The following is a 14,176-nucleotide window of genomic DNA, read 5'->3' on the forward strand; positions in this document are numbered from 1 at the left end:
GTGGCCACCTGACAGGCGGGGCCGTACTGCAGGGCGCTGTTGATCTGGCCGTAGTAGCCGTTCGTGGACTGGTGGGTCTCGCTGTCCGTACAGGCCGGGACCTTCGTCATGGTGTCCCGGGGGATGCTCATCACCGTCGCGTTGGAACGGTCCGCGGAGATGTGCACCACCATCTCCACGTCCGCGTTGCTGCCCGTCTGCACCCCGGTCTTCGAGCAGCCGCCGCCGAGCCGGCAGTCGGCCTGACTGGTACGGCCGTCCGAGCCCATGACCAGGATGTTGATCGGGGTACGGCCGAAGGCGTCGGCCTTCTCGGTGCCGCCCTTGCCGTCGAGCGCGACGCTGTTGATGTTGCCGTTCAGGTGCTGGTAGAACCACCAGCCCGCACCGGCGGTGATGACGATCAACACGGACAAGGTGATCGCGGCGATCTTGAGCACCCGTCGGACACGCCCGACGGGATGTGCGCGGCGCCGCGACCGGCTTGCGCCCCGGGACCGAGTTCCACCGCGAGACCGGGAAGCCGCCCGGGCCGCGGCCCGGCCGCCCGGTGGGCGCGTGCCCTCCGCCTCGGACGTACGCTGTCCGGGCACCCGGGTGGTGGTGCGGCTGCGCGTGGCCTGGCCGGCCGGGCCGTCCCACGGGTCGCTCATCTTCCACTCCCATGTACGGTCGGGCTCGTCAGGCCGGGCCATCAGGGGTACGGCCGGGCATGCGCGGCTGGGTACGGACAGGCGAGGGTGGACCCCCACCTCGATTGCGTAGTTGCGCAATCTAACAAACCCGTGGCGCGGGTTGTACAGGTCCTTACGTATCTCACGGGCGAGGGGTCTCATGAGCGGGTGGACCGGCACTCCCACGCCCGGTCGGACCCGGCTGCCTCAGTGGTCGTTCCTTCCGTACCGCGCGATGATCCACGCGGCGCCGCGTTCCGCCAGGGCTCGCCGCCGTCCCCGGCGCGAGCGCTGACCGGCGGGGCGTGGCGGCGGAGCCTGCGTCGGCATGGCCGCCACAGTCGCCAGACGGCCGGCGGCGCGGGCCAGCTCCGCCTGCAACCCCCGACGCCGCTCGGAGGAACCGGCTCTCAATAACGCCGCGTAGAGCCCTTCGACCTCGGCCAGGGCCGCCCCCAGCCGCATGTTCGCATCACGCACTCGCCGAATGTCACCGCGCGACATGAACACCCTTCCTCCCCCGATCACGGGGTCTTACCCCCGCTGACTGCGATTATTGCGCAACCCGGCAACTCAGCTTGCGTCGACGGCCTTTCCCGCTTTCGCCCAGTTCTGGTGCAACTGGTCCAGGTATGACCGGGCCCGACTGCCCAGGGTGGCGCCGCGGGCGAAAGCGAGCATGTTGCCCGCACCGGCGTTGTACCCGAGCGCCAGGAGGTCGTTCCTCGTGTAGGAAACCGGCCAGTGCGCGGGCAGTTCGGCTGCCAGGTCGTGCAGGTACCAGGCTTCGGCTTCGATCGCCAGGTCGCGGTCGTCGGGCAGTTCCTCCCAGCGGCGGCCGGCGAAATCCCGGCCTCTCCTGACCTCGTCGAAGGTGGCGCGGTGCATGTCGGCGATGCCGAAGGCGGCGTCGGGCTTGTACTTCTGCCAGGCCCGCTCGAAGGACGGATCGTGCGGTTTGTACGACTCGTTGTAGAGGATCGCCATCACCAACTGCGCGCTGACGCCCGCCTGGCGGGCCCGGGCGCGAACCTGGGAAGCGTGGTCGGCGGGGTCGTACGAAGAGGAGACCGACGTCGACGGGGAGGAAACGGACGGGCTGACAGACGGGGTTGGCCCGGTGGACGACGCCTTGCCCTGAGGCGGGGTGGTGTCGCCCTGAGGGGTGCCGGCGGCACGGACGATGACGTACAGCGCCAAGGCGAAGACCACCAAAGGCAGCCACCGCTTGCGCCTCGGTGCCCCGTGTGCCGTGGGATCGCTCATGGCGTGCGTGCCCTGGCCACCAGGAGGGCGGCGGCGTACAAGGCCAGGACCACACCGAGCAGGAGGTAGTAGGCGGTCGGCAGTGCGGCGAGGCCGACCAGCGGGCCGAGCGGTGAAGGCGGCAGCACCAGGCCGATGACGGACAGGGCGATCGCGGCCCAGCCGACCGGGCCCGGCCTGCGGCTCTGCGCGCCCTGCCGGCCGGCCCGGAGCAGCACCATCACCAGGGCCTGGGTGAGCAGGTTCTCGGTGAACCAGCCGGAGTGGAACACCGCCTCGTCGCCGCCCGTGCCAAGCCCGTGCAGGGTGAAGGCGAGCACGGCGAAGGTGGCGAGGTCGGCCACGGCGTTGAGCACTCCGAACCCCGTGATGAAGCGCAGGAGGTCACCGGGGCGCAGCACGGTCGGCCGACGCAGCGCCGGCGGGTGCGGACGGTCGTGGGCAAAGCTGAGCTGGGCCGCGTCGAAGCAGAGGTTCTGGGTGAGGACCTGGGCGGGGAGCATCGGCAGGAAGGGCAGCAGCAGGCCCGCCGAGAGCATCGCGATCACGTTGCCGAGGTTGGAGGACAGCGTGACCCTCAGGTAGGTGGCGATGTTGCCGCCCGCATGCCTGCCCGCGTCGATGGCATGGGTGATGGCGGTGAGGTCCTTCTCGGCGAGCACCACGTCCGCGCCCTCGCGAGCCACGTCGGCGGCGCCCTGCGGAGCGATGCCGACGTCGGCGGCACGCAGGGCGGGCAGGTCGTTGACGCCGTCGCCGAGGAAGCCGACGGTGTGCCCGGCGCTGCGCAGTGCCTGGGTGATCCGGGCCTTGTGGTCGGGGGTGCAGCGGGCGAAGACGGCCGTACGGGCGACCAGGGCGGTCAGTTCGGCGTCGGTGAGGGTGTCGATGGCGTCGGCGGTCACAACGGCGTCCTCGGGGGCCGGGACACCGAGGTCGCGGCAGGCCCGGGCGGCCGTGCCGGGGTGGTCGCCGGTCAGGACCTTGACGGTGACTCCTTGCCCGGTGAGGACCTTCAGCGCCTCGGCGGCGGTGGGCGCGAGCGCGTCCCGCAGGGTGACCAGGCCACGGAAGGTGAGGCCGCGTTCGTCGGCCTGTGTGTAGCCGCGGGTGCGGGCCGGGCGTTCGGCGGTGGCGACGGCCAGGATGCGCAGCCCCTCGCCGGCCTGCCGGGCGGCGAGGTCGCGCAGCCGTGCGCGTTCCTCGTCCGGGAGGGCGCAGCGTGCCAGGACGGCTTCGGGGTCTCCCTTGGCGACCAGGGTGTGCGTGCCGAGGCGGCCGGGGGTGCGGACGGCTGCGGTGGCGAGTCGGCGGGCCGGGTCGAAGGGGATGGCGGCGATGCCCTCGTACGCGAGGAGGTCGTCCTCGTCGACCGCGTCCAGGACCGCCTCGTCCAGGGCGTCGGGCTCGGGCAGGTCGGCGAGTTGCAGGGTCCACCAGGCGTTGACGGCGGCCCAGTGCAGGACGTCGGGGTCGTCCCGGCCGTCCGGGCCGAGGCTGCGGTCGACGACGGGCTGGTCCTGGGTGAGCGTGCCGGTCTTGTCCAGGCACAGCACATCGGCGGCGCCGATGTCGTACAGGGCGGGGAGCCGTCTTACGATCACCCCGTGGGTCCGGGCCAGCAGTGAGGCTCCGCGGGACAGGCAGGTGGTGACGAGGACCGGCAGCATCTCCGGGGTGAGCCCCACTGCCACCGCGACCGCGAACGGCAGGGTCTCCAGGCCGCGTCCGCGCAACGCCGCGTTGGCCATCAGCACCAGCGGCGGTGTCAGCAGCATGAACCGGATCAGGATCCAGGAGACGCCGTGGACGGAACGGTCGAAGGCGCTCGGCTCCGGCCGGCCTGTCGTACGGCCGTGCGCGGCGCCGAACCGGGTCTCCGCACCGGTCGCGGTGACGACCGCCGTGGCACTGCCGGAGGCGATGCTGCTGCCCTGGAAACACCACTGCGGCTGATCGAACGGTCCGCTCCCGCTGCCCGCAGGCGCGTCGTCGGTGTGCTTCGCGACGGGCGCCGACTCTCCCGTGAGCGCGGACTGGTGCACGGTCAGGCCGCTCGTGCGCAGCAGGCGTACGTCCGCCGGCACGAGGTCACCGGGCCCGAGGCGAATCACGTCGCCGACCACGAGTTCGTCCACGGGGATCTCGCGAGAGGCGGGTACCGCGTCCTCGTCGGCGCGCCGCAGCACGGTCACGGTGGTGGCGACCAGCTGACGCAATGCGGCCGTGGACCGGTCGGCCCGGTGCTCGCCCGTCGCGCGCAGCCCGCAGCTGACCACGACGAGGGAGAGGATCACCGAGGCGGTGCCCCAGGCGAGGACGGCCGCCGAGACCAACCCGAGGCAGAGCAGGACCGCGGTGAAGGGATCGCGCAGGCTGCGCACGAACAGTCGGGGCCAGGAGGCCACGCCCCGAGCCGGAACCGTGTTCCCGCCGAACCGGGCCAGGCGCGCCTCGGCCTCGGCCTCCGTCAAGCCGCGCGGACCGCTGTCCAGCCGGCGCAGCACCTCCAGCAGCGTCGGCGCGGAGGTTCCCGGACCCGGCGCCCCGAGTACCCCGGAGCCTGCAGCTCCTACCGCGGATACAGCCACCGGAACGGCCGGGTCGGCGTCCCGGTCCGAGGCCGCGGTGGTCTCAGCCACTGGTCCCGTGCAGGAGCCGTACCGGCGCGGAAACCTGGTGAGAACGTGCCGTCAGCTGCCCGATCATCACTCGCACGAGCGTCACGACGTCCGGGTCGTCGATGTAGTAGACCTGCCGCCGGCCCTCACGGCGAGAGCGCACGAGCCCGGCGAGCTTCAGCTTCGCCAGGTGCTGGCTGACGGCGGGCAGTGCCCCGCCCACCCGGTCGGCGAGGTGCGTGACGTCACTCTCCCCCTGCGACAGCGCCCACATCAGGTGGAGCCTGACGGACGAGGCGAGCAGCCCGAAGGCGCCGGCAGCAGCCGCCAGCACGTCGGCCGACGGGTCCTCGAAGCCACCGACGTTGTCCGTCACAGTCCTGTCCCCTCCCGCCCACACTTCACAGTCGACGTACATGCGCCCACACAGTGTAGGCGCCGGGTCCGGGCGGTCCCCCGCAATCGCAGTGCCCGGCCGGACGGCTGCCGACCGGGCTCACGGGGCTCGACGGGTCGGAGCACCGGTGCCGCAAAGCGGGTCAGCCGAAGCGGCCCTCGACGTAGTCCGCGGTGCGGGGATCGGTGGGGGGTGGAGAACATCGTGGTGGTGGGGCCGTGTTCCACGATGGCGCCGGGGGTGCCCTGTCGGGCGAGGAAGAAGGCGCACTGGTCGGAGATGCGGGCCGCCTGCTGCATGTTGTGGGTGACGATGACGATCGTCACCTCGTGGGCCGGCTCGCGGATCGTCTGCTCGATGCGGAGGGTGGGCGCGTTACGTGTAGTACTCGATCACCTCACCGACGGTCGCGACGGGGATGTGCTGGTCCGAGATCGCCTTCATCAGTGCCGCCAGGCCGCTCTGGCTGATCTCGGTGCTGCTGCGGGGCAGCCCGGGAACGACCCGGTGCAGGCACAGGATGAGCCAGTCGCCGTTGGTGGCGCAGCGGTCGAGTCTGCCGCCCGGGCTCGTCAGCCGGGACACAACCGTTCCGCCGATGCCGCTGCCGTCGGTGATGCCCGTCAGCGCCTTCAAGCGGTACGGCATGGCCGGTGCGAAGGACTCGGTCGTCTCCGAGATGATCGACCGGGCCGTGGTGAAGTGCCTGCCGGCCATGAGGTCCACCGGTACCCCGTCCTTCGTCTTCCCGAAGGCGCCGTGCGGGTAGGCGAAGTGCTCGCTGGTGAAGCCGTTCGACACCAGCCACTCGCGCACCTTGCGGAAGTCGTCGTCGACCTGTTGGGCGGTCAGCGCGCTGTAGCCCGCCGCATGAGCACTGGTCGCGTACGCGTGCCCGGCCATCTCCCATCCCGAGTGGTCCTGCAGCGACCGCATCCTGCCGATCGTCAGGGAGCCGCCAGCACCGATGGCCTCCGCGATGTTGTAACTCGTGCCCGGGAACCCGTAGGGGTCCATCACCGGCCGCGCCAGATCGTGCACCGAGCCGTGCGAGTCGTCGAAGGTGACGGAGACGACTCCCCTGGGGAAGACGGACGTGGTGTCGGGGACCAGCTCCACTGCCTGCAACCAGTACGTCAACGGCCCACCGGCGTTGTCGTACACGGCGAACGACATGTCGGTGAAGCCCGCCTTGGCGGAAGGCGCCCCCGTCGGGCCGATCGAGCAGGTCCCGGCCGCCGAGGTGACGTCGGCCCACTGCAGGTGGACCGTCACCCACTCCCCCGACTGGACGTAGTTGGCCGCCGTCGCGGAGTGCGTATGGAACTGCCAGACGAAGTGGTTGGCGAACGAGCGGGTGCCCACGTAGAAGGCGAGCCTGGCCAGTCGGGTGGTGTCTTCGACGCGGAAGATCAGGCGGATCATCCTGCCGGTGAGGTTCAGCCCGGTCATGCCGGTCCTGCGGACGTACGACTGCCTGCCACTACCGTCGGTGGTCACTCGCACCGACTGGCTTCCGCGGGCGAAATCCGTGCTGTCGCCGAGGTCGGCGGACGCGGTGCCGGCTCCGGCGGCCGTCCACCCGTGACCGGGCTGGAGCTGCTGCGACCACACGGCACGGCGGTACCGCGGGCGGCGCCCGGAAGGGGCGTGGGCCGGCGTCGCAGCGCCGTCGAGCACGGAGGTGTCCCCCAGCAGTGCGCCCCCTGCCGCGACCAGGCCGGACGCTCCGGCAAGGCGCAGGGCCGACCTTCGGTCGAAAGACTGTGCGCTCACGACATGCCCCCTGTCTGCATTTCTTCCCCCCGGCGCTGCTCAGCCGATCCGGTCGCGCGCTCCCCACTCGCCCCGGTTCCCCGTCATCCGGGACGTGACCGCGCCTCCTGCCACAGCGTCGCGCAGCCGGCCCCGGCTTCGTGGCGACTCCCGAAGATGACTGCTCGACAGCCGGCAGCACGACCTCGGGCGGCGGTACATGGGCGCACGCAACGGCGCGCGGCCACTGCTCGTGCTTCAGCTCACGGGTAGTGATATGGGAACACCGCTTCCGTTTGAGGGACACAACTTGAAACCCTAACCAGGCACGAACGGGAAGAAATCGTGAAGATCAACCGACGGGCCGGGACTGGGCCCGCATCGGTGGATCACGGGCCCTTGCCGGTGCCGGGCAGCTCCAGGCCGGGCATCCATCGAAGGCCTCACGGTGGATCACCGTGCACGTGAGGCCACTTGGCGACCCGCCGGGTGCCCGCGCAGACCTCAGAGGCGATTCACAGGTATCGGCTCGGCAAAGAGAGTTCCACGCCGGGGCGGCCTACTGAACCCTTAAGGTCCACATATAGGGGGGAATTGTGGAGATCATCTCGCGGTACCGGACACGAGGTCCTCAGACCCGCGATTGAGATGGCGGTGCATCGAAACCAGCGACCGCAGTGGCCCGACGGGGGGCTCCGGCCGAGTCGCTGACACACCGCGGTTCATGCAGTACCCGACGCCGCGGTTGCCTGCTTCAGGAACAGGCAGCCGCACCTCAGGGGCGCCGTTTTCCGGTCTGCGCTCGTACGCGGGCCGGCTCAAGGGGAGGAACCACCATGCACATCTGCGTGCTCGGGCAGGGCTATGTCGGCCTGCCCTTAGCCCTCAGTGCCGCCGAAGCCGGACACGTCGTGACCGGCTACGAACCCGACCGGGAGCGTTGCGGCAAGCTGGCTTCCGGCATGTCGTACGTCGAGGACATCCCGTCGGACCGACTCAAGGCAGTGCTGAGTTCGGGCGCCTATCGGCCCAGCTCGGATCCGAAGGACCTCAAGGGCTTCGACGTCGCGGTCATCACCGTGCCGACACCCCTGACCGACAGAGCCCCGGACCTCACCTGCGTGCGTGAGGCCGGGCGGACACTGGCGATGTGGCTGGAGCCGGGCGCCACCGTGGTGCTGGAGTCCACCACGCACCCCGGCACCACCCGCGACGTGCTCATACCCCTGCTGGAGGAGGGCTGCGGCCTCATCGCTGGGCGGGACTTCCATGTCGGGTTCAGTCCCGAGCGCATCGATCCCGGCAACGCCGACTGGCGCCTGGAGAACACACCCAAGATCGTCGCGGGTCTCACCGACGCCTGCCTGCAACGTGTGAAGACCTTCTACGACTCGGTCACCGACGTCACCGTGCCCGCCTCCGGGCTCGAAGAGGCAGAGCTGGCCAAGGTGTTCGAGAACACCTACCGGCACGTCAACATCGCCCTGGTCAACGAGCTCTCACGCATGGCTCACACGCTGGGAGTCGATGTGTGGCACACCCTGGAGCTGGCGGCGACCAAGCCGTTCGGCTTCACCAAGTTCCTGCCCGGTCCAGGTGTCGGCGGGCACTGCCTGCCCATCGACCCCGTGTACCTCAGCCACCACGTCAAGGCACGGCACGGGCAGACCTTCCGGCTCATCGAACTGGCCCAGGACATCAACGAGAGCCAGCCCGACTACGTCGTCCGGCGTCTGCAGGACGCCCTCAGCAGCCGCTTCCGCCGCAGCGTGCACGGAGCACGCATTCTGGCGCTCGGCGCGGCCTACAAGCCGGGGACGTCGGACGCCCGGCAGTCGCCGGCCGTGCAGGTCATCGACCGGCTGCGTGCCATGGGGGCCGAAGTCGTCGTCGTCGATCCCCATCTGCCCGAGGGCAGTTGCCGGCACATTCCCTTCGCCGGAGCAGCGAGCGGCGAGAGCGTCGCCGACTTCGACGCCGTCGTGCTGCTCACGCCGCACGCCGAGTTCGACCTCGCCCAGCTCGCCGACGAGGCCGCCTATGTGCTCGACACCCGTGGGGCCATGGCACCCGCGCCGCACGTCGAGCGGCTCTGACTCACCCGTAGGACGGCCGCCTGGGCATGCGACGGCCGGCAGGCGCCGTCGGGACACCCGAAGCACGGACCACACCCGGCACGGATCCCCTTTCCACTCGCGGTGGACGTCTCCGGCCTCGCCGATGCCCACGGCGCGTTCGACACCCCGACAAGGACAGAAGCATGTACGGACACAACGGTGCGGGTGCCGCGATCGGCACCGCAGCAGGAGGAGCAGCACTGGCCGCCACCGGCGGCACGGGGCTGGGATGGATCGTGCTGGGAGCGATGCTCCTGGTGATCGGCGGGGCGGCGGTCTTCCGCCTGGCGACCCGCGGCAGGCGGGTGTCCGCTTGAACACCTCATCACGGGCCAGGTTCACCGTGGTGACCGCTGTGGTGGCAGCGGCTCTCGCCGCTGCCACCGTAGTGGTCCACCTTCGGTCGAAGAGCCCGATCCTGACGTTCTACTGGTGGCTGGGCATGGTCGTGATCCTGCTCTGCCTGCTCTCGTTCCTCAAGGGCCGGTCCTTCGCTCACCTTCCGGTCGCTCCCGGCCGTACGGTGGCGATCATCCCGGCCTTCGAAGAACCCACGGAGAACCTGCACCGCACGGTGCGGTCACTCCTGGCGCAGACACATCCGGTCGACGAGATCCACGTGATCGACGACGGCTCCCGGCAACATCCCGTGCAGCCCTTCGACCACCCCCGGGTCTTCTGGCACCGGCAGGAGAACAAGGGCAAACGCGGGGCCCAGGTCACCGTGCTCCGCCATCTCCAGGCGGAGGGGAAGCACTTCGACTTCGTCCTCACGATCGACTCGGACGGCGAGCCCTTCCCCGACGCCCTCGAGCAGCAGCTCCGCGCGATGAGCAACCCGAAGATCCAGGCCACCACCGGAATGATCTACATCCGCAACTTCGAGGAGACCTGGGTCTCCCGGGCCGCGGACATCGACATCGGCACGTCCTGCGTGATGATGCGTTCCTCGCGCTCCATGCTCGGAGCCCTGGAGACGACGTCGGGAGCGCTGGCCCTCTACCGGGCCGGGTTGCTCTACGACCACCTGGACGCCTACGAGGTCGAGTGCGGCACGGGTGACGACCGGTGGCTCGCCCTGAGGGCGCTCATGCGCGGTGAGGTCGTGGCCGTCAACGAGGCCGGCGTGGTCACCGACATGCCGACCACCCTCGGCAAGACATACCGCCAGCGTCTGCGCTGGGCGCGGTCCTGGTGGTGGATGCTGCCGTTCGTGTACGCACGGCTGTCCTTCAAGCAGCTCATATCGCCGACGTTCGGCCTGCTCCAGCTGGTCATCACCCCGATCATGCTGGCCTGGACCGTCGTCATGACGGTGCTGACCCTCGGCGGGCGCTACCACGATCCCGGCGTGGCCCTGGTGTATCTGGCGACGTACGTCGTCGTCCGGTACGGCCAGGCGGGTCTGTACGTGCTCATGCGGCCGGACCTGACCACACGCCAGCGCTGGCGCTCCTGGCTCGTCGGGACACCCGCGGCCGTGTTCATGAACATCGTGCTGCTGTGCCCCACCCGCTACTGGGCACTGTTCAAGCTTCGCGACAACGCCTGGCAGTCGCGCGGGCTGACGGCCAAGACGGCCCTGCCGGGCGGACGCCACCGCACAACTGCGCGGACCTCGTAACAACAGCCGGCCCGGCGGGCCATCCCGACCGTTCGCCCAGGTCAGCGCCCAAACCGCCCAAGCCCCAGGTCAGTGGCCCGGGGCTTGGGCGTTGCCAGGACCGCTTCGCGGGCCTGCGTGCCCGGCTCACCCTCGCGGGGTCGTCCGCTGTGCGGCTTCGGTCAGCGTGGTCGCCGTGTGTACCGCGCTGGCGATGGCGTCGTCGGGGGCGAGGCCGCACAGGTCGGTGAGGGAGAAGAGGGCCTCGGCGCTGACGACCACGGCGAGGTCCCGCTTGAGCTGGGCGAGGGCTTCCGGATCCGTCGCCCCCAGCGTGTCCTCCAGGGGCTGGAGCGCGAGGTCGATCAAACCGAACCGGATACCCGGCCTGGCGGTCGCCGCCTCGGGGCGGGTGATGGTGGCCGCGATCATGGCGCGCACCGCTCCCTGCCGGAGGAGTACGCCGCGCAACAGGAACTCGCAGGCGTAGGCGACCCGTTCGACGGGGTCGATGGAGTCCGCGACCGGAGCGAGGGCCTCGGCGGGGGGCGGCCAGGCGCCGGCCAGGGCCTCGCTGATCAGCGAGGGGAGGTCGGGGAAGTATCGGTAGGCGGTGGCCTCGGAGACCAGGGCCGCGCGCGCGATCGCGGGCATGGTCACCTCGCCGCCCGTGCCGATGAGTTCACGGGCGGCTTCGACGATCGCCGCGCGCGTGCGCCTCTTCTGATTGCTGCGGCCGGTGCCTGTGTCCGCCTGCGTCGCCACCCGGTACGCCCCCTCTCCCCTTTCGCGTCCGTCCATCCGCCGTCAGCTTATCACTGCCTGCTCTCGTCATGAGAGTTCACTTGCATAACGAGACTCCGCCCTCTAATCTCCTTCGTGAGAGCTGACTCTCACAAAGGAGATGGCGATGACCGAGGTTTCCGTGGTCGGCCCCGACGACGGCGAGACGATCCGTCTGGGTCCGGCGCAGATCCGCATCCTCGAGGACGGCAGCACCACCGGGCACCGTCTCGGCATCGGCGAGATCACCCTCGCCCCGCACAGCGAAGGGCCCCCGCAGCACCGCCACGCCCAGCACGACGAGGGCTTCTACGTGGTCTCCGGCACCGTGCACTTCACCGTCGGGGAGACGACCCACGTCGCGCCGGCCGGCACCCTCGCGATGATCCCGCCCGGCGCCCCGCACACCTTCGCCAACCCCGGCGACGAGCCGGCGGTGATGCTCAACACCTTCACGCCCGACCTGTACGTGCAGTACTTCCGCGACCTGCGGGACATGATCGCCGGCGGCCGGGAGCTGACCCCGCAGGCGACCGTCCAGGTGATGTGCCGGTACGCCACCGAGCCGGCGACCGACTACGCGTGACGGCCCGCGTCAGCAACCCCTGCCACCAGAAACCGACTTGGAGACGTCCATGACCAGCACCGCCCGCACGATCACCCTCACCCTCGACTCCGGCGACGTCGACGTGAACTTCACCGTCGACGAGCGGGGCAAGGGACACCCCTTCCTGCTCCTGCACGGCGGGGGCGGCCCGCAGACCGTCACCGGGTTCGCCGCGCTCCTCGCCGAGCAGCGGCCCGCGCGGGTCATCACCCCGGTCCACCCCGGCTTCGGCGGCACCGCCCGGCCCGACTGGCTGACCGACGTGCCCACCCTCGCCCAGATCTACGGACGGCTGCTGGACGAACTCGGCCTGCAGGACGTCACCGTCGTCGGCAACTCCATAGGCGGCTGGATCGCCGCCGAAATCGCCCTGCTCGGCAGTGACCGGATCAGCAGCGTCGTCCTCGTCAACGCCGCCGGCATCCAGGTCCCCGGCCACCCGGTCGCCGACCCCTTCACCCTGACGCCCGCCGAACTGTCCGCCCTGGCCTTCCACGACCCCGCGAAGTTCGCCGTGGACCCGAGCACGTTCTCCGAGGCGCAGCGTGCCGTCGCGGCCGCCAACCGGGCCGCGCTGCAGGTCTATTCGGGCCCGCACGCCATGGCCGACCCCACCCTGCGCGAGCGCCTGGCCAAGGTCACGTCCCCGGTCCTCGTGGCGTGGGGCGAGAGCGACCAGGTCGTCGACACCGCGTACGGACGTGCGTACGCCGCCGCCGTCCCCGGAGCCCGGTTCGAGCTGCTCCCCCGCACCGGTCACATGCCTCAGATCGAGACCCCGGGGCAACTCCTCCCCGTGGTCTGGGACTTCGCCGACACGCACGCCACCCGTCGGCCCACCGACTGAGCGCGGGAGCCCACGTGCCCGATCCCGTACCGGGGCGGCGCGCCGCCGTCCTGGCCGTCTGCTGCCTGAGCGTGCTGCTGGTCAGTCTCGACGTCACCATCCTCAACGTCGCACTCCCCTCGATGCAGCGGTCCCTGCAGTCCTCCGTCTCCGGCCTGCAGTGGACGCTCGACGCGTACACCATCGTCCTGGCCTCGCTGCTGACCCTGGCCGGTGCCACCGCCGACCGCGTCGGACGGCGGCGCGTCTTCCAGCTCGGTCTCGTGCTGTTCACCGGTGGCTCGGCCCTGTGCAGTCTGGCGCCCACGACGGGCTGGCTCGTCGTCTTCCGTATGGTGCAGGCGGTGGGCGGCAGCATGCTCACCCCCGTCGCCATGGCCATCCTCGTCAACACCTTCACCGCACCACGGGAGCGGGCACGGGCCATCGGCGTCTGGGGCACCGTGGTCGGCCTGAGCATGGCGGCCGGGCCGGTTCTCGGCGGGGTCCTGGTCGAGTCGGCCGGATGGCGGTCGGTGTTCTGGCTGAACGTGCCGATCGGGCTGGCCGCGCTGACGCTCGCCGCGCTGTTCGTCCCGGAGTCCCGCGCCCCGGCCGCCCGACGCGCCGACCCCGTCGGCCAGCTGCTGGTGATCGTCCTGCTCGGCACGCTGACGTACGCCATCATCGAGGCGCCCGGCCAGGGCTGGACCGCGCCGCCGATCGTGACCTGCCTGGTCGTGGCAGCGGGCACGCTGGCCGCCTTCGTACCGTACGAGAACCGGCGCGCCGAACCGCTGATCGAGCCGCGGCTCTTCCGCAGCGCACCCTTCAGCGGGGCCACCGCGACAGCGGTCCTCGCCTTCGGCGCGCTCGGCGGCTTTCTGTTCGCCAACACCCTCTATCTGCAACGGGTGGTGGGGCTGAGTGCCCTGGGCACCGGGCTGCACCTGCTGCCGATGGCGGTGCTGACCCTGGTGTGTCCGCCGCTGTCCGGGCGGATCGTGGGCAGCCGCGGTCCACGGATTCCCCTGCTGCTCGCGGGGGCCGGCATCGCCGCCAGCGGTGTACTGGCCGTCGCCGTCACCCGCTCCGCCCACCCCCCGGGCATCCTGCTGTACGTCACGTACGCGCTGTTCGGTCTCGGCTTCGGCTTCGTCAACGCGCCGATCACCTACACGGCGGTGTCCGGCATGCCGCGCGCCCGGGCCGGGGTCGCCGCCGCGGTCGCCGCGACCAGCCGTCAGGTCGGATCCTCGCTCGGCATCGCGGTGATCGGCGCCGCGGTCGCCTCCGGCGCGCGGCCCACGGCCTGGTGGATCATCGCCGGGTGCGGGGCGGCCATCCTGGTCCTGGGCACCGTCACCTCCGGCCGCCGGGCCGCCGCCACCGCGGACCGTGCCGCCGCCGTGCTGGGGCCCAACCCGCCGCGCGCCGCGGCGGACACCGCGGGGTGACCGCCGGCGGATCCTGATCCGCAGGCTGCCGAGGTCCGCGGCCCGGTGGGGCGGCCGGGGTGCGTGCGCC

At 71.0% G+C, this 14,176-nt stretch carries 13 protein-coding genes; 6 read left to right on the top strand and 7 right to left on the bottom strand.

Going from position 1 to position 14,176, the window contains the following annotated elements; genetic code table 11:
• The 6 genes from ABT288_RS39865 to ABT288_RS39895 form a co-directional block, all read right to left on the bottom strand.
• On the bottom strand, positions 1–653 hold a 653-nt coding region (locus ABT288_RS39865; protein WP_351618872.1), incomplete at its 3' end, for an LCP family protein.
• A gap of 228 nt (positions 654–881) precedes the next feature.
• Positions 882–1,154: a hypothetical protein gene (locus tag ABT288_RS39870; RefSeq protein WP_351618875.1), complete on the bottom strand. Its 273-nt coding sequence runs from the start codon at positions 1,152–1,154 to the stop codon at positions 882–884.
• Positions 1,155–1,247: 93 nt separating this feature from the next.
• Positions 1,248–1,940, bottom strand: coding sequence for a transglycosylase SLT domain-containing protein (locus ABT288_RS39875; protein ID WP_351618878.1), 693 nt, complete (start codon positions 1,938–1,940; stop codon positions 1,248–1,250).
• Positions 1,937–4,582 carry a magnesium-translocating P-type ATPase gene (mgtA, locus tag ABT288_RS39880; RefSeq protein ID WP_351618881.1) on the bottom strand — a complete coding sequence of 882 codons (2,646 nt, stop codon included), beginning with the start codon at positions 4,580–4,582 and terminating at the stop codon, positions 1,937–1,939. The genes ABT288_RS39875 and mgtA overlap by 4 nt, the downstream gene beginning before the upstream one ends.
• Positions 4,575–4,937 (bottom strand): ArsR/SmtB family transcription factor, encoded by a 363-nt coding sequence (locus ABT288_RS39885; protein ID WP_069779703.1) that lies wholly within the window; start codon positions 4,935–4,937, stop codon positions 4,575–4,577. The genes mgtA and ABT288_RS39885 overlap by 8 nt, the downstream gene beginning before the upstream one ends.
• A 396-nt stretch (positions 4,938–5,333) precedes the next feature.
• Complete coding sequence (locus tag ABT288_RS39895) at positions 5,334–6,734, bottom strand: polysaccharide deacetylase family protein (RefSeq protein ID WP_351618885.1); 1,401 nt, start codon at positions 6,732–6,734, stop codon at positions 5,334–5,336.
• Between the two features lie 815 nt (positions 6,735–7,549).
• Here ABT288_RS39895 and ABT288_RS39900 point away from each other — a divergent pair.
• The 3 genes from ABT288_RS39900 to ABT288_RS39910 all read left to right on the top strand — a co-directional run bounded on the left by ABT288_RS39900 (position 7,550) and on the right by ABT288_RS39910 (position 10,454).
• Complete coding sequence (locus ABT288_RS39900; RefSeq protein ID WP_351618888.1) at positions 7,550–8,809, top strand: nucleotide sugar dehydrogenase; 1,260 nt, start codon at positions 7,550–7,552, stop codon at positions 8,807–8,809.
• Positions 8,810–8,973: 164 nt separating this feature from the next.
• Positions 8,974–9,147, top strand: a complete 174-nt coding sequence (locus tag ABT288_RS39905) for a peptidase (protein ID WP_107100563.1) — start codon at positions 8,974–8,976, stop codon at positions 9,145–9,147.
• The gene (locus ABT288_RS39910; RefSeq protein ID WP_351618891.1) at positions 9,144–10,454 is read left to right on the top strand and encodes a glycosyltransferase family 2 protein; all 1,311 of its coding nucleotides are present in this window, start codon (positions 9,144–9,146) and stop codon (positions 10,452–10,454) included. The genes ABT288_RS39905 and ABT288_RS39910 overlap by 4 nt, the downstream gene beginning before the upstream one ends.
• Positions 10,455–10,580: 126 nt before the next feature.
• Here ABT288_RS39910 and ABT288_RS39915 read toward each other — a convergent pair whose 3' ends face one another.
• Entirely contained in the window at positions 10,581–11,234 is a 654-nt protein-coding gene (locus ABT288_RS39915) for a TetR/AcrR family transcriptional regulator (RefSeq protein ID WP_351618893.1), read from the bottom strand.
• A gap of 109 nt (positions 11,235–11,343) precedes the next feature.
• Here ABT288_RS39915 and ABT288_RS39920 point away from each other — a divergent pair, with 109 nt between their 5' ends.
• Genes ABT288_RS39920 through ABT288_RS39930 form a run of 3 tightly spaced genes read left to right on the top strand, consistent with a single transcriptional unit; the run spans position 11,344 to position 14,106 of the window.
• Positions 11,344–11,802, top strand: coding sequence for a cupin domain-containing protein (locus ABT288_RS39920; protein WP_351618895.1), 459 nt, complete (start codon positions 11,344–11,346; stop codon positions 11,800–11,802).
• A gap of 49 nt (positions 11,803–11,851) precedes the next feature.
• The gene (locus ABT288_RS39925; protein ID WP_351618898.1) at positions 11,852–12,670 is read left to right on the top strand and encodes an alpha/beta fold hydrolase; all 819 of its coding nucleotides are present in this window, start codon (positions 11,852–11,854) and stop codon (positions 12,668–12,670) included.
• A 14-nt stretch (positions 12,671–12,684) separates the two neighbouring features.
• Positions 12,685–14,106: a DHA2 family efflux MFS transporter permease subunit gene (locus ABT288_RS39930; RefSeq protein WP_351618901.1), complete on the top strand. Its 1,422-nt coding sequence runs from the start codon at positions 12,685–12,687 to the stop codon at positions 14,104–14,106.
• Positions 14,107–14,176 lie beyond the last annotated feature (70 nt).

It is taken from the genome of Streptomyces sp. NPDC001093 (genome assembly GCF_040298985.1).
Taxonomy (GTDB): Bacteria; Actinomycetota; Actinomycetes; order Streptomycetales; family Streptomycetaceae; genus Streptomyces.